Source organism: uncultured Kocuria sp. (assembly GCF_947500125.1).
In the GTDB taxonomy this organism is placed as follows: Bacteria; Actinomycetota; Actinomycetes; order Actinomycetales; family Micrococcaceae; genus Kocuria.
The window spans coordinates 22,630-41,031 of sequence record NZ_CANMRA010000030.1 but is presented as its reverse complement, the minus strand read 5'-3'; the positions used below and the strand labels follow the sequence as shown (position 1 = coordinate 41,031).

General features: G+C 75.2%; 22 protein-coding genes, 4 tRNA genes and 1 riboswitch. Of the genes, 5 read left to right on the top strand and 21 right to left on the bottom strand.

All coding sequences use genetic code 11. The features are described 5' to 3' along the window. The coding region (locus Q0817_RS16570) for a hypothetical protein (RefSeq protein ID WP_298590730.1) at positions 1-408 on the top strand (408 nt) is incomplete at its 5' end. Between the two features lie 10 nt (positions 409-418). Here Q0817_RS16570 and Q0817_RS16565 read toward each other — a convergent pair. From Q0817_RS16565 to Q0817_RS16480, 18 genes are all read right to left on the bottom strand, one after another. Further along, positions 419-1,423, bottom strand: coding sequence for an AraC family transcriptional regulator (locus Q0817_RS16565; protein WP_298590728.1), 1,005 nt, complete (start codon positions 1,421-1,423; stop codon positions 419-421). 58 nt (positions 1,424-1,481) lie between these two features. Further along, positions 1,482-1,661 (bottom strand): hypothetical protein, encoded by a 180-nt coding sequence (locus Q0817_RS16560; protein ID WP_298590725.1) that lies wholly within the window; start codon positions 1,659-1,661, stop codon positions 1,482-1,484. A 90-nt stretch (positions 1,662-1,751) separates the two neighbouring features. Beyond that, positions 1,752-2,516, bottom strand: coding sequence for an imidazole glycerol phosphate synthase subunit HisF (hisF, locus tag Q0817_RS16555; protein WP_298590721.1), 765 nt, complete (start codon positions 2,514-2,516; stop codon positions 1,752-1,754). A 43-nt stretch (positions 2,517-2,559) separates the two neighbouring features. Further along, the gene (gene hisG, locus Q0817_RS16550; RefSeq protein WP_298590718.1) at positions 2,560-3,405 is read right to left on the bottom strand and encodes an ATP phosphoribosyltransferase; all 846 of its coding nucleotides are present in this window, start codon (positions 3,403-3,405) and stop codon (positions 2,560-2,562) included. 59 nt (positions 3,406-3,464) lie between these two features. Next, a complete protein-coding gene (locus Q0817_RS16545; RefSeq protein ID WP_298590715.1) occupies positions 3,465-3,728 on the bottom strand; it encodes a phosphoribosyl-ATP diphosphatase in 264 nt (87 codons plus the stop codon). Positions 3,729-3,798: 70 nt separating this feature from the next. Further along, on the bottom strand, positions 3,799-4,278 hold the full coding sequence (ribH, locus tag Q0817_RS16540) for a 6,7-dimethyl-8-ribityllumazine synthase (RefSeq protein WP_298590712.1): 480 nt from the start codon (positions 4,276-4,278) through the stop codon (positions 3,799-3,801). Continuing rightward, complete coding sequence (locus tag Q0817_RS16535) at positions 4,275-5,021, bottom strand: GTP cyclohydrolase II (protein WP_298590710.1); 747 nt, start codon at positions 5,019-5,021, stop codon at positions 4,275-4,277. The genes ribH and Q0817_RS16535 overlap by 4 nt, the downstream gene beginning before the upstream one ends. Beyond that, entirely contained in the window at positions 5,018-5,596 is a 579-nt protein-coding gene (gene ribB / locus Q0817_RS16530) for a 3,4-dihydroxy-2-butanone-4-phosphate synthase (RefSeq protein ID WP_298590740.1), read from the bottom strand. Before ribB ends, Q0817_RS16535 begins: the two co-directional genes overlap by 4 nt. A 95-nt stretch (positions 5,597-5,691) precedes the next feature. Next, positions 5,692-6,369, bottom strand: a complete 678-nt coding sequence (locus tag Q0817_RS16525) for a riboflavin synthase (protein ID WP_298590708.1) — start codon at positions 6,367-6,369, stop codon at positions 5,692-5,694. A 125-nt stretch (positions 6,370-6,494) separates the two neighbouring features. Continuing rightward, positions 6,495-7,688, bottom strand: a complete 1,194-nt coding sequence (gene ribD / locus Q0817_RS16520; protein WP_298590706.1) for a bifunctional diaminohydroxyphosphoribosylaminopyrimidine deaminase/5-amino-6-(5-phosphoribosylamino)uracil reductase RibD — start codon at positions 7,686-7,688, stop codon at positions 6,495-6,497. Continuing rightward, a riboswitch (FMN riboswitch) is annotated at positions 7,671-7,834 on the bottom strand. (Overlaps the previous gene by 18 nt.) A 66-nt stretch (positions 7,835-7,900) precedes the next feature. Next, positions 7,901-8,566 carry a ribulose-phosphate 3-epimerase gene (rpe, locus tag Q0817_RS16515; protein ID WP_298590704.1) on the bottom strand — a complete coding sequence of 222 codons (666 nt, stop codon included), beginning with the start codon at positions 8,564-8,566 and terminating at the stop codon, positions 7,901-7,903. Positions 8,567-8,600: 34 nt separating this feature from the next. Beyond that, a complete protein-coding gene (locus Q0817_RS16510) occupies positions 8,601-10,196 on the bottom strand; it encodes an RsmB/NOP family class I SAM-dependent RNA methyltransferase (protein ID WP_298590702.1) in 1,596 nt (531 codons plus the stop codon). Then, positions 10,193-11,116, bottom strand: coding sequence for a methionyl-tRNA formyltransferase (gene fmt / locus Q0817_RS16505; RefSeq protein WP_298590700.1), 924 nt, complete (start codon positions 11,114-11,116; stop codon positions 10,193-10,195). The genes Q0817_RS16510 and fmt overlap by 4 nt, the downstream gene beginning before the upstream one ends. Before the next feature lie 39 nt (positions 11,117-11,155). Continuing rightward, positions 11,156-11,740, bottom strand: a complete 585-nt coding sequence (gene def / locus Q0817_RS16500; RefSeq protein ID WP_298590698.1) for a peptide deformylase — start codon at positions 11,738-11,740, stop codon at positions 11,156-11,158. A gap of 74 nt (positions 11,741-11,814) precedes the next feature. Continuing rightward, positions 11,815-12,669: a cytochrome gene (locus Q0817_RS16495; RefSeq protein WP_298590696.1), complete on the bottom strand. Its 855-nt coding sequence runs from the start codon at positions 12,667-12,669 to the stop codon at positions 11,815-11,817. A 188-nt stretch (positions 12,670-12,857) separates the two neighbouring features. Continuing rightward, a tRNA-Val gene (locus Q0817_RS16490) sits at positions 12,858-12,932 on the bottom strand. A 49-nt stretch (positions 12,933-12,981) separates the two neighbouring features. Further along, positions 12,982-13,052: transfer RNA gene (locus tag Q0817_RS16485), tRNA-Cys, on the bottom strand. Positions 13,053-13,112: 60 nt separating this feature from the next. Then, positions 13,113-13,185: transfer RNA gene (locus tag Q0817_RS16480), tRNA-Gly, on the bottom strand. A gap of 300 nt (positions 13,186-13,485) precedes the next feature. Between Q0817_RS16480 and Q0817_RS16475 the strand changes: the two genes are divergently transcribed. Beyond that, positions 13,486-13,557 (top strand) — tRNA-Val (locus Q0817_RS16475). On the opposite strand, the gene Q0817_RS16470 is transcribed toward Q0817_RS16475, so the two are convergent. Both Q0817_RS16470 and zapE read right to left on the bottom strand, forming a co-directional pair. Then, positions 13,531-13,659 carry a hypothetical protein gene (locus tag Q0817_RS16470; protein ID WP_298590694.1) on the bottom strand — a complete coding sequence of 43 codons (129 nt, stop codon included), beginning with the start codon at positions 13,657-13,659 and terminating at the stop codon, positions 13,531-13,533. The two genes, Q0817_RS16475 and Q0817_RS16470, sit on opposite strands and share 27 nt — an antisense overlap. A gap of 96 nt (positions 13,660-13,755) precedes the next feature. Further along, positions 13,756-14,817, bottom strand: a complete 1,062-nt coding sequence (zapE, locus tag Q0817_RS16465; RefSeq protein ID WP_298590693.1) for a cell division protein ZapE — start codon at positions 14,815-14,817, stop codon at positions 13,756-13,758. Positions 14,818-15,064: 247 nt separating this feature from the next. Between zapE and Q0817_RS16460 the strand changes: the two genes are divergently transcribed. The 3 genes from Q0817_RS16460 to ybaK are packed head-to-tail and all read left to right on the top strand — an operon-like array spanning position 15,065 to position 16,934. Further along, positions 15,065-15,973: a sulfurtransferase gene (locus tag Q0817_RS16460; RefSeq protein WP_298590691.1), complete on the top strand. Its 909-nt coding sequence runs from the start codon at positions 15,065-15,067 to the stop codon at positions 15,971-15,973. Next, positions 15,970-16,425 (top strand): SufE family protein, encoded by a 456-nt coding sequence (locus tag Q0817_RS16455; protein WP_298590689.1) that lies wholly within the window; start codon positions 15,970-15,972, stop codon positions 16,423-16,425. Before Q0817_RS16460 ends, Q0817_RS16455 begins: the two co-directional genes overlap by 4 nt. 17 nt (positions 16,426-16,442) lie before the next feature. Next, positions 16,443-16,934 carry a Cys-tRNA(Pro) deacylase gene (gene ybaK, locus Q0817_RS16450; protein ID WP_298590687.1) on the top strand — a complete coding sequence of 164 codons (492 nt, stop codon included), beginning with the start codon at positions 16,443-16,445 and terminating at the stop codon, positions 16,932-16,934. Positions 16,935-16,940: 6 nt separating this feature from the next. Here ybaK and Q0817_RS16445 read toward each other — a convergent pair whose 3' ends face one another. After that, complete coding sequence (locus Q0817_RS16445) at positions 16,941-18,254, bottom strand: S9 family peptidase (RefSeq protein ID WP_298590685.1); 1,314 nt, start codon at positions 18,252-18,254, stop codon at positions 16,941-16,943. Positions 18,255-18,402 lie beyond the last annotated feature (148 nt).

Sequence of the window (18,402 nt, the reverse complement as noted above, 5' to 3'; positions counted from 1 at the left end):
GGCTTCAGGATGGAGGCGGCGTCGATCGCGCCCACGGCCGCGCCGGCGACCTCCGCCGCCGGGACGCCCACCCCGCCCGCGCGCGGCCCGTGGGGCGCCTATCCGGACCGGCGCGAGGCGTGCGCGGCGGTCGCCGACGACTTCCTGGCGCTCGCCCTGCTGCCGGCCGGGCTCTCGGCCGGGCCGTCCGTGGCGGAGGTGCAGGACGTCGAGGACGAGGTGGAGGCGGTGCGGGAGGCCGCTCCTCCGGCGCTGGCCGCGGATCTCGCGCGGGTGCAGCTGCTGGTCGACTCCTACGGCGAGGCCCTGGCGGAGGACCCGTCGGCGCGCTTCGACGGGCAGGCGCTCGACGAGGCGCTCGACCCCGTGCGGGACTGGCTGGACGAGGCCTGCCGGGGCGGGGACTGAGCCGGCGGGCTCAGCGGTGCAGCGTGGCGCCGGGCGCCTCGCCGAACCGGACCCGGTAGGCGGTCGCGAAGCGCCCGGGGTGGGCGAAGCCCCAGCGGGCCGCGACGGCGGCGACCGTCTCGCCCGCGGCCGGGTCGACGCGGAGCAGGTCGCGGCGGGCGGCGTCCAGGCGGGCCTCCCGCAGGTGGCCGACGGGGGTACGGCCGAGCTCCCTGCGGAACGCGGCCTGCAGCCCGCGGGGGCTCATCCGTGCCGCCGCGGCGATCTCGGCGAGACCGATGTCCTCGTGCAGGTTCTCGTCGACGAAGGCGATCGCCCGGCGCAGCTGGGCCGGCAGCGCCGGTGCGCCCCCGGAGGGCGCCGGTTGCGCCAGGAAGGTGTTCGGGAAGCAGTGCAGCAGGGCCGTGGCCATCGCCCGGGACGCCTCGGCCCGCACCAGGGGGGTGCTCAGCGCCTCGGTGTTGGGCAGGAGGTCCTGGTGGAAGTGCCGGACCTGGGAGAGCCAGTACCGCGTCATCCCCGGGGACACGGGCGCGCTGCCCGTGAAGCGCAGCGCGAACTCCGGCGCGCCGAGCAGGTCGCACGCGAGCGCCTCGACGGAGTGGGCGTCCAGGACCACGGTGCTCAGCTCCAGCAGCCCGTCCCACCGGCCGCCGTACAGTCCCTGCGGCAGCAGGAACGGCAGGGGCGTGGTGATCCGCTCCTTCCCGGAGCTGACCGTCAGCCGGCCGGTCAGCACGTGCACGACCGAGTACGTGCCCGAGACGTCGCCCGTGCCCGAGGACTCCGAGGTGGCCAGCAGGAACCGGTGCGCCAGGAGCGGGCCCACCGAGGCCGTCGCCATGCGCAGCTCGAACGAGCCGTCGGTCGGCGCCCGCATGCCGAGCCCGGTGTAGAGCTCGGACATGGCCGCGATGCCCCGGTCCGGGTCCCGCGTGGCGAACGACGTCCGCCGGAGCGGCCCCGCTCCGGGCCGGGAGTCCTCTCCCGGCCCGGAGCTCCCGGACGTGGTCATCGGTGTCCTCGGCGCGTGCGGCGGCGGCCCCGGGACGGGGCCGCCGCCGCACGGTGCGCTATCGGCGGTTGAGGAGGCCTCGCAGCCTGCCGGCGAGACCGCGCCCGCCGGACCTGCCCGCGCCCGCCTGGCCGGCGGCGTTCATGCCGCGGGTGCCCCGGCGGCCGCCGACGGCGCGTCCGGCGGTTCCCCCGCCGGCACGCCCGGTGAAGCTCCTGATGATGCTGTTCAGTCCCACGGTGGACTCCTCGGTGGTCGGCCTGTCGAGCGACTGTCGTCAGCTCACTGCCGACTCTACGCTCGCAGGACGTCCCGGGCCACGGGGCGTTCAGCGCACCTCGTGGCCGGCCGCGCGCAGCGCGTCCTTGACCTCGGCGATCGCGTGGACGGGCCCGAAGTGGAAGATCGAGGCGGCGAGCACGGCGTCGGCGCCCGCGTCCACGGCCGGTGGGAAGTGCTCGGGGGCGCCCGCGCCGCCGGAGGCGATCAGGGGCACGTGCACCCGGGCGCGCACGGCCCGGATCATCTCCAGGTCGAAGCCCTGCTGGGTGCCGTCCGCGTCCATGGAGTTGAGCAGGATCTCCCCCACGCCGCGGTCCTCGGCCTCCCGCGCCCAGTCCAGGGCGTCGAGGCCGGTCAGCGTGCGCCCCCCGTGGGTCGTGACCTCGAAGCCCGAGGGGGTGTTGCCCGTGCGCCGGGCGTCGAGGGAGAGGACGAGCACCTGGCTGCCGAAGTGCCCGGTGATCTCGTCGATGACCTCGGGCCGGGCGACCGCGGCGGTGTTGATGGACGCCTTGTCCGCGCCGCAGCGCAGCAGCCGGTCGACGTCGGCGACCGCGCGGACGCCGCCGCCCACCGTGAGGGGGATGAAGACCTGCTCCGCGGTGCGGGAGACCACGTCGAAGGTCGTCGCCCGGGCCGCCGAGGACGCCGTGACGTCGAGGAAGGTCAGTTCGTCCGCGCCGGCCTCGTTGTAGCGCTTGGCGAGCTCCACCGGGTCACCGGCGTCGCGCAGGTTCTCGAAGTTCACGCCCTTGACGACTCGACCGGCGTCGACGTCCAGGCACGGGATGACACGTACGGCAACGCCCACGGGCGGCACCTCCTCGGCTGCGGGATGGGGCGGGTGGACGGGATCAGATCCGGGCGGCCTGGATCGGGGAGACCAGGATGGCGCGGGCCCCGACGTCGTAGAGGGCGTCCATGACCTTGTTGGTCTCGGACTTGGGGACCATGGCGCGCACGGCCCAGGCGTTGCCGCGGCCGAGCCGGGAGATGGTGGGCCCCTCCATGCCGGGGGTGATCTGGGTGGCGGCCTCGACGTACTCCTCGGCGACGTCGTAGTCCATCATCACGTACTGCCGGGCCACGAGCACGCCCTGCAGGCGGCGCCGCAGCACGGCCAGGCCCTCGGGCTCGGTGGCGGCACGGCTGCGGATGAGCAGCGCCTCGGAGGTCATGATGGGCTCGCCGAAGACCTGCAGGCCCGCGGCGCGCAGGGTGTTGCCGGTCTCCACGACGTCGGCGATGGCGTCGGCCACGCCCAGCCGGATCGAGGACTCCACGGCGCCGTCGAGGCGGACCACGGACGCCTCCACGCCGCGCTCGGCGAGGAAGTCGCGCAGCAGGCCGTCGTAGCTCGTGGCGATCCGCCGGCCCGCCAGCTCGGCGATCGACGAGAACTCGCCCGCCGGTCCCGCGAAGCGGAACGTGGACCGGGCGAAGTCCAGCCCCAGGTCCTCGTCCGCGTGGGCGCCGGAGTCCAGGAGCAGGTCCCGGCCGGTGATCCCGACGTCGAGGATGCCCCCGCCCACGTACACCGCGATGTCCCGGGGGCGCAGGTAGAAGAACTCGACGTTGTTCTCGGGGTCCACGAGCACCAGTTCGCGGGAGTCCCGGCGCTGCCGGTAGCCGGCCTCCTTGAGCATGGTGACGGAGGATTCGGACAGGGCGCCCTTGTTGGGCACTGCGACACGCAGCATGGGGTTCCTTCTCGGCTCAGGGGCTTCGGTGGGGCGGGGACGCCGGTGCGTCGGCGTGCTCAGAGGTGGCGGTAGACGTCCTCGAGCCGCAGGCCCTTCGCGACCATCATCACCTGCAGGTGGTAGAGCAGCTGCGAGATCTCCTCCGCGGCCTGCTCCGAGGTCTCGTACTCGCAGGCCATCCAGACCTCGGCGGCCTCCTCGACGACCTTCTTGCCGATCCCGTGCACGCCGGTGTCGAGCTCGCGGACCGTGCCCGAGCCTTCCGGTCGGGTCACGGCTTTGTCGCTGATCTCGGCGAAGAGGGTCTCGAAGGTTTTCACGACTACCAGGGTAATGGGTCCGCGACGGCCTCCCGACCGGCCGGGGCCCGCACGGCGCCCGGAGCGGGGCTCAGACGCCGAGGGAGCGCAGCAGCAGCGCGGTCCGCACCGCGGCGGCCGTGGCCTCGTAGCCCTTGTCCTCCTGGGAGCCCTCGAGACCCGCACGGTCGAGGCCCTGCTGCTCCGTGTCGCACGTGAGCACGCCGAAGCCCACGGGCACGCCGGTGCGCACGGACACGTCCGTGAGCCCCTGCGTGGCCGCCGAGCACACGTAGTCGAAGTGGGGGGTGCCGCCGCGCACGACCACGCCGAGGGCCACGACGGCGTCCAGGCCCGGGGCGAGGCGCGCCGCGGCGACGGGCAGCTCGAAGCTGCCGGGCACGCGCACGATCGGCGCGTCCCGCACGCCGGCGTCGGCGAGCGCGCGGCGGGCGCCGTCGAGCAGCCCGTCCATGATCACCGTGTGCCAGCTCGAGGCGACGACCGCGACCCGCAGACAGCTCGCGTCGGCGGTGCTGAGGTCGATGTCGGGGGCTCCGTGTCCGCTCATGGGGTGAGGTCTCCTGTGCTGTCGGTGGTGCTGTCGGTGGTGCTGTCGGTGGTGGTGCCGGTGGTGCTGCCGTTCCGGTCGGCCGGGGCCCCTCCGGTGCGGTGGGCGGTGGTGTCGTCGACGTGGTGCAGGCGGTGCCGCATGCGGTCCCGCTTGGTCACGAGGTAGTCGTGGTTCTCCGGGCGGGCCGGCACCTCGTTGGGCACCATCGCCACGACCTCGATGCCCAGGTCGGCCAGGCGCTCGGCCTTGGCGGGGTTGTTGCTCAGCAGCCGGATCCGGGTCAGCCCGAGCCGGTGCAGGATGGCCGCCGCCGCACTGTAGTCCCGGGCGTCGGCGGGCAGGCCGAGCAGCTCGTTGGCCTCGACCGTGTCCGCACCGGCGTCCTGGAGCTTGTAGGCGCGCAGCTTGTTGACCAGGCCGATCCCGCGGCCCTCGTGGTTGCGCAGGTAGAGCAGGGTGCCGCCGTCGTCGGCGATCCGCCGCAGCGCCAGGTGCAGCTGGGGTCCGCAGTCGCACCGGTAGGAGCCGAAGACGTCCCCCGTGAGGCACTCGGAGTGCAGCCGCACGAGCGGCGGGCGGCCCACGGGCACGCGGTCCGGGGTGGGGGCGGTGAGGCTGAGGTGCTCGGCGACCGCGGCCCCGGGTCCGCCCGGCAGCTGCCAGCCGATCACCTCGAACCGGCCCTCGGGCGTGGGCACGACCACCGGCTCGGAGCTGACGAGGGGGGCGTCCGGCCTCATCGGCGGTGCTCCTGCAGCTGCGCCGCCAGGTCCTCGATGCTCACGAGCGGGATGCCGTGCCGGTCGGCGAAGGCGCGCAGGGCGGGCAGGCGCATCATCGAGCCCTCGTCGTGGACGAGCTCGGCGATCACGCCGACCGGCTCGAGACCCGCGAGGGAGCACAGCTCGACGGCGGCCTCGGTGTGCCCGCGGCGGACCGCGACCCCGCCGTCGGCGGCGCGCAGGGGCAGCACGTGCCCGGGCCGGGTGATGTCCCCGGGGCCGGCGGCGGGGTCGGCGAGGACCCGGGCGGTGAGCGCGCGGTCGGCGGCGCTGATGCCGGTGCTCACCCCGTCGCGGGCGTCGCAGGTGACGGTGTAGGCGGTGCCCTTCGAGTCCTCGTTGACGTCGACCATCGGCGGCAGCCGCATCGCGTCCGCCCGCGCCCCGGTCATGGGCACGCACACGACCCCGGAGGTGTGCCGGATCGTGAAGCCCATCAGCGCGGGCGTCGCGTGCTCGGCGGCGAACACGATGTCGCCCTCGTTCTCCCGGTCGGCGTCGTCCACGACGACGACGGGCCGCCCCTGGGCCATGGCCTCGACGGCCGCGTCCACGGGGTCGAGCCGGATCCCGGCGGCCGTCCCGTCCCCGCCGCGGCCCGTTCCCTCGTGGGTGCTGCTGGTGCGCATCATGCTCCTTCTCCTGCCGTGGGCCGGGCCGTCCCCGGCGCCGGGGTGCTGTCGGTCCGGGCGAAGGCCAGCAGCCGCTGGGCGTACTTCGCGAGGACGTCGACCTCGAGGTTGACGGACGCGCCGACGGGGCGGCGCCCGAGGGTGGTCTCCGCCAGGGTCGCCGGGATGAGCCCGACCTCGAACCAGTGCTCGGCGGCCCCGGGCTCGCTGACCGCCGTCACGGTGAGGGACACGCCGTCGACGGCGACCGAGCCCTTCTCGGCGACGAACGGGGCCAGCTCGGCGGGCACGGCGACCCGGACCCGCTCCCACTCCCCCAGGTCCTCCCGGACCGAGACGGTGCCCGTGCCGTCCACGTGGCCCTGGACCACGTGCCCGTCGAGCCGCCCCCCGGCGGGCACGCAGCGCTCCAGGTTCACGGTGTCGCCCGCGGCCAGTCCCCCGAGGGTGGTGCGCACGAGGGTCTCGCCGATGACGTCGGCCAGGAACTGCCCGGAGCCGATCTCGTCCGTGCGGGTGGCCGTGAGGCAGACCCCGTTGACGGCGAGGGAGCCGCCGTGCGGCAGGTCGGCGACGAGCGGCCCGGCGTCCACGAGGAGGCGGGCGCTCGTGCCGTCCGGGGCGGGGGCGACCGAGCGCACGGTGCCCTGGCCGGCGACGATTCCTGTGAACATGCGGTGCTTCCTCTGTCTCTCGGTCTTCGGTCGGTCCGTCCCGGGCTCTCGGGCTCGGAGCGGCTCTGGTCGTGGTCCCGGTGCGGTGGCCGGGGCGGTCGTGGGGCGGGGGTGCCGGGCGCCGCTCAGTCCGGCGGCGCGGGCCGCAGGTGGATCCACAGGTCCGGGCCCAGCTGCTGCACGGGTCCTCCGCCGGTGGGGTCGAGCCGCCACCGGGAGGCGTCCGCGAGGGTGCCGATGCCCAGCTCCTCGAAGGCCGGCCGTCCCGCCCCGAGCACGAGGGGCGCCTGGTAGAGATTGAGCTCGTCGACGAGTCCGGCGCGCAGGAAGCCCGCGGCCACGGTGGCCCCGCCCTCGATCAGCACGTGGCGCGCGCCGGCGTCGTAGAGCTCGGCCAGGGCGGAGTGGGGGTCGTGGGTCGCGACGTGCCGGAAGCGCCCGTCGCTCCCGCGGATCGCGGCGTCCGGCGGCACCGGGCGCAGGCCCATGGCCACGCGCAGGGGCTGCCGCGGGACGGCGCCGCCGTCGCCGGTGCGGGCGGTGAGCCGGGGGTCGTCGGCCAGGACCGTGCCGCTGCCCACGAGGACGGCGTCGGCGCGGGCGCGCAGCTCGTGGCCGTGCTCGCGGGCCGAGGACGACGTGATCCACCGGCTGGTCCCGTCCGCGGCGGCGATCCGGGAGTCGAGGCTCTGGGCGACCTTGAGGGTCACGAACGGGCGCTGGGCGCGCATCGTCTCGCCCCAGCGGTCGTTGAGCCGCTCCGCCTCCTCGGCCAGCAGTCCGGCGCGGACCTCGACCCCCGCGGCCCGCAGGGTGGCGGCTCCGCCGGAGGCGGCGACCGTGCGGTCAGGGGCGCCGTAGACCACCCGGGGCACGCCCGCCGCCGCGATCGCCTCGGCGCACGGGCCGGTGCGGCCCCAGTGGTTGCACGGCTCGAGGGTCACGTACATGGTGGTCCCGCGCAGGTCGGTGCCGGCGGACACGGCGCGCTCCAGGACGTCGACCTCGGCGTGGACGGTGCCCGCCCCGCGGTGGTGGCCGACGTGCAGGATCCGGCCCTCGGCGTCGACGAGGACGGCTCCCACGAGCGGATTGGCCCCGCGCGGGCCGCGCGCCGCCGCGTGCAGGGCGGTCCGCATGACCGACCGCTCGGCGTCGTCGCCGGTCCGGTGCTGCGGGTCCATCGCGTCGTCCTCTCCCGGGTCGGTTCCGGGGCGCAGGACAACGGTGCCGCCGTCGGGACCCAGCGGTCCGGACGGCGCCGTGGCCGGTGCCGTCGACGGCACGGCACGAGAGCCGTTGAACGTGTTGCCTTCCATCCAGACTGTGACTGTCGGTACCGGAGTTCCACCGGTTCGGCCGGGCGACTCGCCGGTGCGGGCGCTGGGCGCCTGCACGGACGTGGTCGTCCGGTTCGCGGACTGTGACCGCCGGTTCGGACTTGCACCGACCCCGGAACACGTTGTTCGTGCCTCGATTATGTCACAGGGCGTGCCGGCGGCGGCCCGCCGCCGTGTCACGGCGGGCCGGCTCAGCCCTGCGCGGAGCGGGCCGCCCCGCGCAGGGCCGTGATCGCCGCTCCGGGGTCCCCCGCGCCGTAGACGGCGGAGCCCGCCACGAAGGTGTCGGCCCCGGCCTCTGCCGCCCGCACGATGGTCTCCTCCGTGATCCCGCCGTCCACCTGCAGGGCCACCCGTCCCCCGCCCGCCCGGATCGCCTCGGCGGCCCGCCGGATCTTCGGCAGCGTGACGTCGAGGAAGGCCTGTCCGCCGAAGCCCGGCTCCACCGTCATGACCAGGAGCATGTCCAGCTCCGGCAGCAGGTCGAGGTACGGCTCCACGGGGGTCGCGGGGCGCAGGGCCATCCCGGCCCGGGCACCGTGGGCGCGCAGCTCGCGGGCCAGCTTCAGCGGGGCGCGCGCGGCCTCGGCGTGGAAGGTCACCGACTCGCAGCCCAGCTCCGCGTAGCCGGCGGCCCAGCGGTCCGCGTCCTCGATCATCAGGTGCACGTCCAGCGGGAGAGGGCTGACGGCGAGGATCCGCTCCACGAGGGGCATGCCCAGCGTCAGGTTCGGGACGAAGTGGTTGTCCATGACGTCCACGTGCACGGCGTCGGCGGTGGCGATCCGGCCCAGCTCGGCCTCGAGGTTGACGAAGTCGGCGGAGAGGATCGAGGGGTGGATGCAGGTTCGGGACACGGGGACTCCTGGTGGTGGTCGGTCGGGCGGGGCGTCAGCGCTTGCGCAGCAGGGCCAGGAACATGGCGTCCGTGCCGTGGACGTGCGGCCACAGCTGGACGGTCGCGGCTCCGGCGTCCCCCTCCCACGGGCGGGACGGGTCGCGGTCCCCCTCGAGGCTGCCGGGCAGGGCCGCGGCCCGGACCGGTTCCAGGGCGTCGACCAGCTCGGCGTCCCGGCGCCCGGCCAGCACGTCCTGGACGACGGTGAGGGTCTCGGCCGCGTGCGGGGAGCAGGTCGCGTAGGCGACCAGGCCGCCGGGACGCGTGACGTCCAGGGCTGCCTCCAGCAGCTCCCGCTGCAGCGGCCCGAGCTCGGCCAGGTCCCGGGGGCTGCGCCGCCAGCGCGACTCCGGGCGCCGGCGCAGCGCCCCGAGCCCCGTGCACGGGGCGTCGACGAGCACCCGGTCGAAGCCGGCCTCCTCCGCGGTGCGGCCGGCGAGCAGCTCGTCGGCGCGGCGGCCGTCCCCCGTGCGCACCGACCAGGCGCGCTCCGGGACCGGGCGCAGGGCCCGGCGCACGAGCTCGGCCCGGTGCGGGGCCACCTCGTTCGCCGTCAGGTGCGCCCCCTGCCGGTCGGCGAGCGCCGCGAGCAGGGCCGCCTTCCCGCCCGGGCCGGCGCACAGGTCCAGCCAGCGCTCGCCCTCCGCCCCGCCGTCGGGGGCGCCGCCCTGCCCGGCGGCGACCAGGGCGCGGGCCACGAGCTGGGATCCGGCGTCCTGGACCCGGACCCCGCCCTCGCGGACGGAGGCCAGCCGGTGCAGGTCGCCGCCGCTGCTCAGGGCCGAGCCCGGGACCAGGGCCCCCTGCTCCGCGCCCGCGGCGAGGGCCTCCGTGAGGTCGCCGAGGCCGGGCAGGGCCACGAGGTTGACCACAGGGGCGGCGTTGTCCGCCTCGAGCAGGGCCTCGATCTCGGCGGGGTCCCGCCCGTGCGCGCCGAGCGCCTGGCGCATCGCCCGGACCACCCAGGCGGGGTGGGCGTGGGCCAGGCCGAGGCGGGCGGTCTCGTCGGCGGCGTCGGCCGTCAGCTCCGCGATCCAGGCGGGCAGGTCCCGGGCCGCGACCTTGCGCAGCACGGCGTTGACGAGCCCGCCGGGGCCCGCCCCGACGACGGCCCGGACGAGGCCCACCGTCTGGTCGAGAGCGGCGTGGTCGGGCACGCGCATGGCCAGCAGCTGGTGGGTGCCCAGGCGCAGGGCGTCCAGGACCGCGCCGTCGAGCTCGCCCAGGGGGCGGTCGACGCAGCGGGCCAGCACGGCGTCCCAGGTGCCCTGCCAGCGCAGCGCCCCGTAGGCCAGCTCCGTGGCGAAGCCCGCGTCCCGCCGGTCCAGGCGGTGGGCCCGGACGAGCTTGGGGAGCACCAGATTGCCGTAGGCGCCCTCCTCGGACACCGCGCGCAGGGTCTCGAACGCCGCCAGGCGGGCCGGGTCGGCCCGCCGCGTCCTCCCGGCGGGCGCCGAGGAGGAGAAGGCCCGGTCGGCCTGTGCCGGCCGGTTGCGCTCGTGCCCCCTGGCGTTGCGCCGGGCGCCCGCAGGCCGCCGGTCGCGCTCGCCCCGTCGGTCGCCCCGCTGCCGGTCGTCGCGATCGCTCACTGGAACACCACCTCGTCCTCCGTGCTGCGGCCCCGCGCCCAGGCGGTGGCCTCCATGGTCGTCTTCCCCGACGGCTGCACCCGGGTGAGCTGGACCGCGTACGAGCCCGTGCCCACGAGCACGGCGTCCCCGCGCAGGACGCACCGTCCGGGGGCGAGCCCCCGCACGTCGGGCCGGGGCACCACGCGCTCGAGCTTGAGCCTCCGGTCGTCGAGCCGGGTCCAGGCGCCGGGCTCGGGGGTCGCCCCGCGCACCCGGTGGGCCACGGCCACGGCGGGCTCCGTCCAGCGGACCCGCCCGTCCTCGGCGGTGAGCTTGGGGGCGTGGGTCACGTCGCCCTGCTGCGGGGCCGGGCGGGCGGAGCCGTCGGCCACGGCGCGCAGGGAGTCCGCCAGCAGGGGCGCCGCCGTGCGGGACAGGCGCTCCAGGACCGTGCCGGCGGTGTCGTCGGGACGGACCTCGTCGGTCATGGTGCCGAGGACGGGCCCCGTGTCCAGACCGGCCTCCAGCAGGAAGGTGCTGGCGCCGACCACCGTGTCCCCGGCCATGAGGGCGCGCTGGACGGGGGCGGCGCCGCGCCACTGCGGCAGCAGGGAGAAGTGCAGGTTGATCCAGCCGTGCGGCACGGCGTCCAGGGCGGCCTGCGGGATCAGGGCCCCGTAGGCGACGACGGCGGCGACGTCCGCGCCCAGTCCCCGGATCCGCTCGGTCAGCTCGGCATCCACCCGGTTGGCCTTGAGCACGGGGATGCCCCGCCGGTCGGCCTCCTCGGCCACGGGCGAGGGGGTGAGCACCTTCTTGCGCCCCACGGGGGCGTCGGTGCGGGTGAGGACGGCCACGACCTCGACGTCGGGCCGCTCGGCCAGGTGGACCAGGGACGGCACGGCGACGGACGGCGTGCCGGCGTAGAGGATCTTCACGGCTCTCCTGACGGGTGGGGACGGGGGCGGGTGCCGGGCTCAGGCCGAGCGGAACGGGCCGGAGCCGAAGGAGGATCCGGCGCCGAAGGAGGTGCCGACGTGCGCGGCGCGCTGCCCGGCCACGCCGCGCACCACCCCGTCGTAGTCGGCGGCGCGGATGGCCCGCATCGCCTCCTTCTTGGCGGCGCCGACCAGCCGGTCGACGTAGAGCCGCCCGTCCAGGTGGTCGGTCTCGTGCTGCAGGCAGCGCGCCAGCAGGCCGGTGCCCTCGACGGTCACGGGCGCGCCGTGCTGGTCGAGGCCGGTGACCCGGGCCCAGTCCCGGCGCGGGGTGTCGTAGGCCAGGCCCGGGACGGAGAGGCAGCCCTCGCCGCCCTCCTGGGGCTCCTCGCCCACCTCCAGGACCGGGTTGACCACGTGCCCCTCGCTGCCCTCGACGGCCCAGGTGAACAGCCGCACGCTCACGCCGACCTGGGGCGCGGCGAGGCCGACCCCGCCGACGTCCAGCATCGTCTCGTGCATGTCCGCGACGAGGCGGCGCAGGGCGTCGTCGAACGCCGTGACCTCCTCCGCGCGGGTGCGCAGGACGGGATCACCGATGGTGCGGATGGGCAGGACGGACATGGAGGGACCTCGCTCTCGACCCGGCAAGTCTACGGGCCGACCGTCCCCCGCGGGCACGCGGGGGGACCGGCGGCCTACGGCTGCTCGCGCAGCGGCGGCGGCGGCACGGGGCGCAGGGCGGGACCCGCGGCGGCGAGAGCCGTCTCCTGGGTCCACAGCCGGTGCAGGGCGCAGAACTTGTACCAGTGCTGCTCGAGCACCGCCGGGACGGCCTGCACGGGCACGACCTCCGTCTCCCCCACCGCCACGCCCAGCAGCAGGTCCGCCTTGCCGTACGCCCACGGCTCCCAGGTGCCGGCGTCCGCGTCCACGAGGGACTCCTCCGCCTTGAGCCCGGCCACGAGCTGGGTCACGACCTTGGGGTCGAGTGACTTCACCCGCCCGTCCCGGTCCGTGCCCTTCGTCTTGTAGTCGATCAGGCACACCTTGCCCGCGATCCGGGCCACGAGGTCGAGGGTTCCCGCGTAGCCCACGGTGGAGTTCCAGACCGTGACCTCCACCGCGAGCGGCTCGGGGGTGTAGAGGTCCCACCACTCGTCGAAGCGCGAGGCGAAGCGCTCCTCGCCGTGCTCCGCCAGGGCGGCCCGGGCGTCCGCCGCCCGGTGGGGCCGGCCGAGGGCCCGCAGGGCGATCTGCTCCGCGTAGGTGTGCACGCGGTCCCCGCGCGCCGCGGCATCGTCACGGTGCCGTTCGGCGGCCTTCGCCGCGTCCCGCACGACGGCGCGCAGCTGGGCCGGCGAGCCCAGCGCCGCGCGCAGCCGGTCGTCCCGCACGGCGGCCTGCGCGGCGGAGTAGCCGTACCAGCCGTCCAGGTCCGTGGCGGCCCGAGAGAGGACCGTGGTGATGGACGGGACGGTCGCCTGGTCCGCGACGGACCTCGCGTACATCCGTCCGTACTCGGTCTGTTCCGCCAGCCTGGGCTGTGTCACGCTGCTCGTCGCCTCTCCTTCGTCCCCGCCCCGGGGCCCGGGGCGGTCCCGGCGCTCCGGGTCCTGGCCCGCAGGCTACCGACCGCCTCGGACACGGGACCCGGCGGCACCGGCCGTGCGGTCCCGCGCCCGGTCCGGGCCCCGGGCGCGACGAAGGCCCCGGCTCGTGGGAGCCGGGGCCTTCCTGGTGGTGCGCGATACTGGGATCGAACCAGTGACCTCTTCCGTGTCAGGGAAGCGCGCTACCGCTGCGCCAATCGCGCTCGACCGGCGGTCTCCGGGGAGATCGTCGAGCGTGGTGGGTGTGCACCGAGGTGGAGACGGGATTCGAACCCGCGTAGACGGCTTTGCAGGCCGCTGCCTAACCACTCGGCCACCCCACCGGGACCTGGTCCTCACGGACAGGGCCGTCGGTCACGACATCGTTCATGCCGATCACTGCGAGCGGACGACGGGAGTCGAACCCGCGACATCCACCATGGCAAGGTGGTGCTCTACCAGCTGAGCTACGTCCGCATGTCTTGCGTCGGTCGACCTCTCGATCTTCCGATCAGGAACTCTAGCACAACCCGTTCCGGCGGTGTTCGCGCCGATCCGGGGCGTGCCGGGATCGACGAGCTCACGATCCGGAAGCGGCCTCGCAGCCGTTCCGTCCGCAGGAGCCCGTCGCTGTTCCTGACAGGTGAAGACTGTACGGGACCGATTTCCGAAACGCCAAATCACGGGCGGCGCCGCGGCGGGACGGGGGCCGGCGGGCCGTGCCCGGACCCGAATTGGCCCGCGGCGCGGATGTGGGTTATGGTTTTCGAGCAGTGAGCGCGATTGGCGCAGTGGTAGCGCGCTTCGTTCACACCGAAGAGGTCACTGGTTCGAACCCAGTATCGCGCACGAGCAGTGCACAGAGGGCCCCGGCTGGAATTCCAGCCGGGGCCCTCTGTCGTCGTCGAGGTGGTCGTCGAGCTCCTCGATGAGGTCGGCGTCGAGGTCCACGGGAGCGCCACGGGGCGCGCGGGCCCGGCGCCGGGAGCCCGGGACGGTGCGCCCGTCCTCCGTGCGCCGCGGCGCACGGAGGACGGGCGCGCACGCTCAGACCGCCGAGACGTCCCCGAGGATGCCCTCACGGGCCAGGGCGGTGAGCCGGGACACGGCGCGGAAGTACTTCTTCTGGTAGCCGCCGGCCATCATCTCCTCGGTGAAGACCTCGTCGAAGGGTCTGCCCGAGGCGATGATCGGCAGGTTCTTGTCGTAGAGCCGGTCCGCCAGGACCACGAAGCGCAGGGCCACGGCCTGCTGCTCGATGGTGTGCACGTCCTGCCAGACCACGGCGTCGATCCCCTCGAGGAGCTTGCGGTACCGGGAGGGGTGCACGCCCGCGAGGTGCTCCACCAGGTCGGCGAACCGGTCCGCGGCCACGACCCGGCCCGAGAAGTGCTCCTCCACGGCACGGTCGAGCTCACCCTCGGACAGCGGCGCCGGGGCCTGCGGCAGGCCCCGGTGGCGGAAGTCCTCGCCGTCGATGCGCAGCACCTCGAACTGGTCGGCCAGCACCTGGATCTCCCGCTGGAAGTCCTGGGCGGCGAAGCGGCCCTCCCCGAGCGAGCCGGGCAGCGTGTTGGACGTCGCCGCGATCCGCACCCCGGAGTCGGCGAGCTCGCGCATCAGCCGGGACATGAGGACCGTGTCCCCGGGGTCGTCGAGCTCGAACTCGTCGATGCACACCAGGGTGTAGGTGCTCAGCGCGTCCACGGCCTTGCGGAACGTCAGGGCCCCCACCAGGTTGGTGTACTCCACGAAGGTGCCGAACGCCTTGGGCCCGGGCACCGCGTGCCACAGCGACGCCAGCAGGTGGGTCTTGCCCACCCCGAAGCCGCCGTCGAGGTAGATCCCCGTCCGGACCTCGTCCCTGCGGGAGCCACCGCCGAAGAGCTTGCTGAAGAACCCGCCGCCGGAGCCGGTCGAGCGGTGGACGGAGTCCGCGAACTTCCGCAGCTCGCGCACCGCCTCCTCCTGGGACGGCTGCTGCGGATCGGGGCGGTAGGTGTCGAACGAGACCTCCCCGAAGCGCTCCGAGGGCCGGAACGCCGACAGCAGTTCGTCCGCCGACACGTGGGGGCGCCGCTCGGTGAGGTGTTCGATCTGGATGCTCACGTGGGAGACCTCTCTGTCCGCCGTGCCCGGCGGTTCGCTGGTTCGGCGCGCCGAGCGGCGCACGCGCGTGCTCCGGCGATTTTACCGGCTGACCGCCGCCAGGGATGCGCTCGCCGCGAAATCCGGGCCCGGTCGGGCCCGGGCGGCTCCCCCGGCGGGACCGGCCGCCGCCGGGACCACTACCCTGGAGGGGACGCCGGTCCGTGCGGACCCGTGCCCCGAAATCCCCACCCCGGAAGGAGTCCCCATGGGCGTTGCCGTGGAGAACAACGAAGATTTCGCGCAGTACGCGCACCCCGAACGACTCGTGTCCACCCAGTGGGTGGCCGAGCACCGGGACGACCCGGGAGTCGTCGTGGTCGAGTCGGACGAGGACGTCCTGCTCTACGAGACCGGCCACGTGCCCGGCGCCGTGAAGATCGACTGGCACACCGACCTCAACCGCCCCGACACCCGCGACTACGTCGACGCGGAGGAGTTCGCCGAGCTCATGGCGCGCAAGGGCATCTCCCGCGACACCACGATCGTGGTGTACGGGGACAAGTCCAACTGGTGGGCCGCCTACGCGCTGTGGGTGTTCGAGCTGTTCGGCCACCCGGACGTCCGGCTCATGAACGGCGGGCGGGACAAGTGGGTGGCCGAGGGCCGCGAGCTGTCCACCGAGAAGGTCGTGCCCGAGCGCGCCGACTACCCCGTGGTCGAGCGCGACGACACCCCGATCCGGGCCTACCAGGAGGACGTGCTGGCGCACCTGGGCGAGCAGCCGCTGATCGACGTCCGGTCCCTGCCGGAGTACACGGGCGAGCGCACGCACATGCCCGACTACCCCCAGGAGGGCACCCTGCGCGGGGGGCACATCCCGACCGCGGCGTCCGTGCCGTGGGCGCGGGCCGCCGCCGAGGACGCCACGTTCCGCTCGCGCGAGGAGCTCGAGGCGATCTACCGCGACGAGGTCGGACTCTCCGACGACGACGACATCATCGCGTACTGCCGCATCGGCGAGCGCTCCAGCCACACGTGGTTCGTGCTCAAGCACCTGCTGGGCTTCGAGCGGGTCCGCAACTACGACGGGTCCTGGACCGAGTGGGGCAACTCCGTGCGCGTGCCGATCGTCCTGGGCGAGGAGCCCGGCGAGGTCCCGGGGTCGGCCCGATGAGCGGGGCCCTGCCCGCCCAGCTCGAGGAGCTCGTCGCGGACTTCACGGCGGTGCCGCAGGAGGACAAGCTCGAGCTCCTGCTCGACTTCTCCCGCTCCCTGCCGGCGCTGCCGGACCGCCTGGGCGAGCACCCGGAGGAGCTCGAGCAGGTCGTCGAGTGCCAGTCGCCGCTGTTCCTGACGGTCGAGTGGGAGGAGGGCGCCGTCCCCGGCCCCGGCGCCCCGGTGCGGCTGTTCTTCTCCGCCCCGGCGGAGGCCCCGACCACCCGCGGCTTCGCCTCGATCCTGCACGAGGGCCTCGACGGGCTCCCGGCCCAGGAGGTCCTGGACGTCCCCGACGACCTGCCGGAGCGCTTCGGGCTCACCCAGCTCGTGTCCCCGCTGCGGATGCGCGGGATGTCCGCGATGCTGGCCCGGATCAAGCGGCGGGTCCGCGAGCTCCAGGACGACTGAGGGCCCGGGGCACCGGCATGGCGAAGGCGTCCCGCGGCACGGGCCCCACCGCGGCCGTCGCGCTGCTGGCGGGCGAGCGCGTGGCCTTCACGCTGCACGAGTACGCCCACGACCCGGCGGCGGCGTCCTACGGTCTCGAGGCCGCCGCCGCGCTCGGGCGCGACCCGGACCAGGTGTTCAAGACCCTGCTGGTCGTGCACGAGCGGGAGTGGGCGGTCGCGGTGCTGCCCGTGTCCGCGCGGCTGTCCCTGCGCGCGGCCGCGGCCGCCCTGGGCTGGAAGCGGGCGGCCCTGGCCGAGCCCCGGCTCGCGGAGCGGCGCACCGGCTACGTGGTGGGCGGGATCTCGCCCCTCGGGCAGAAGACGCCCTCCCCCACCCTGCTCGACGATTCCGCGGAGGCGTGGTCCACGGTCCTCGTCTCCGGGGGACGGCGGGGGCTCGACGTCGAGCTGCCGCCGGCCGAGCTGCTGCGGCTCACGGGCGGGCGCACGGCCGCGCTCCGGTCCTGACCGGGCTCACCGGGTCCGGGCGCGCACGGGCCCGAGGGTCCGGGCGTCCTGGGCGAGCCGGCCCGGCAGCCAGCGCCGCACCGCGTCCTCCCAGCGCTGCGGGTCCACGTTCCACTCCTTGGTGTGCCGGGCGCGGGCGAAGGGCACGAACTCCACGAGCCGGTTGAGCTCCGCCAGCCGACGGGAGCTGGCGGCCGGGACGAACTCGTCGTCCACGGAGTGCAGCACCAGGGTGGGCGTGCGCAGGTGCTCGGACCGGGAGAGCCAGTCCAGGGCCTTGAGGTCCACCGGCGCGGCGAGACCTGTCAGCATCCGCCCCGCGGGGTGGGAGATCAGGTTCGTGGCCAGCCGGCCGATCCCCGAGGGGATGCGGCGGGTGCGGGAGTGGTGGGCGATCAACTCGAACCAGTCCACCACCGGGCCGGTGAGCACGAGGGCCGCGATGTCGTCCCGGTAGAAGGACAGGTCCGCCGTCTGCAGCGAGATCGCCCCGCCCATGGACCAGCCGAAGAGCACGATCTGCGTGGCGCCGCGGGACTTCGCGTAGCTGATCGCCGTCTGCACGTCCTTCCACTCCGTGAAGCCCAGCCCGTACCGGAAGTCGTGCGTGGGCGGCGCCTCCCGGTCGTTGCGGTAGGAGATCAGCAGGGAGGTCAGCCCGAGCTCCCGGGCCACCGGCACGGCGCGGACCGTCTCCATCCGGTTGGCGCCGCGCCCGTGCACCATGATCGCCCACGGACCCGGGAGGACCCGCGGCCGCTCGCCCTCCGGGGTGGGCCCGCCCTCCGCGGGGACCACCCAGCAGGGCGCCGGCCCGACCTCGATCGGGATCTCCACCTCCTCGAACGGCAGGCCCGCCGCCCCGGGGTCCGGGTAGACCGTCCCCGACCAGAAACCGCGGGTCGCCCGGAAGAGGTCCCCCGAGTAGACCTCCTCGACCACCCGGGTCACGGTCCCCTCCTGCGGGGAGTAGGAGCGGATCGCGCCGATGCGGGCGTGGCCGCGGCCCGCGTCGAAGCGCAGGCTGTAGGTCCCCGCCACCGTGGTGTCCACCGTGGCCGGGAGCCGCACGAGCGTCGTCGCGGACGGGTCGCCGTCCGCGCCGGTGCGGGTGACGCCGAGGATCTGCAGGTCCTCGGACCGGTACTTCGGGGGGACCACCACCTGCCGCGCGAAGTAGGCGGCCGCCGCGCTCGAGAGCCCGAAGGACAGGGACGCCGCCCCCACGGTGACCGCCGCGCCGACCACGGCGCCGCGCGCCCACTGCGTCGCGGACGGGGGCTCGGGGGCGGCGGGGACCGGCAGGGGGCGGCGAGGCATGACCCCAGTCTTCCACGCAGCACGGGCATAACCCGGAGGGACGCGTCGTTGTGCTGGCCGGGCGGTCCGCGCCCGCGCGGCCCCGCGCCGCCCCCTGCGGACCGCCGAGCGGGCCCCGCACGGAGCCCGCTCCCCGGAGCACCGACCC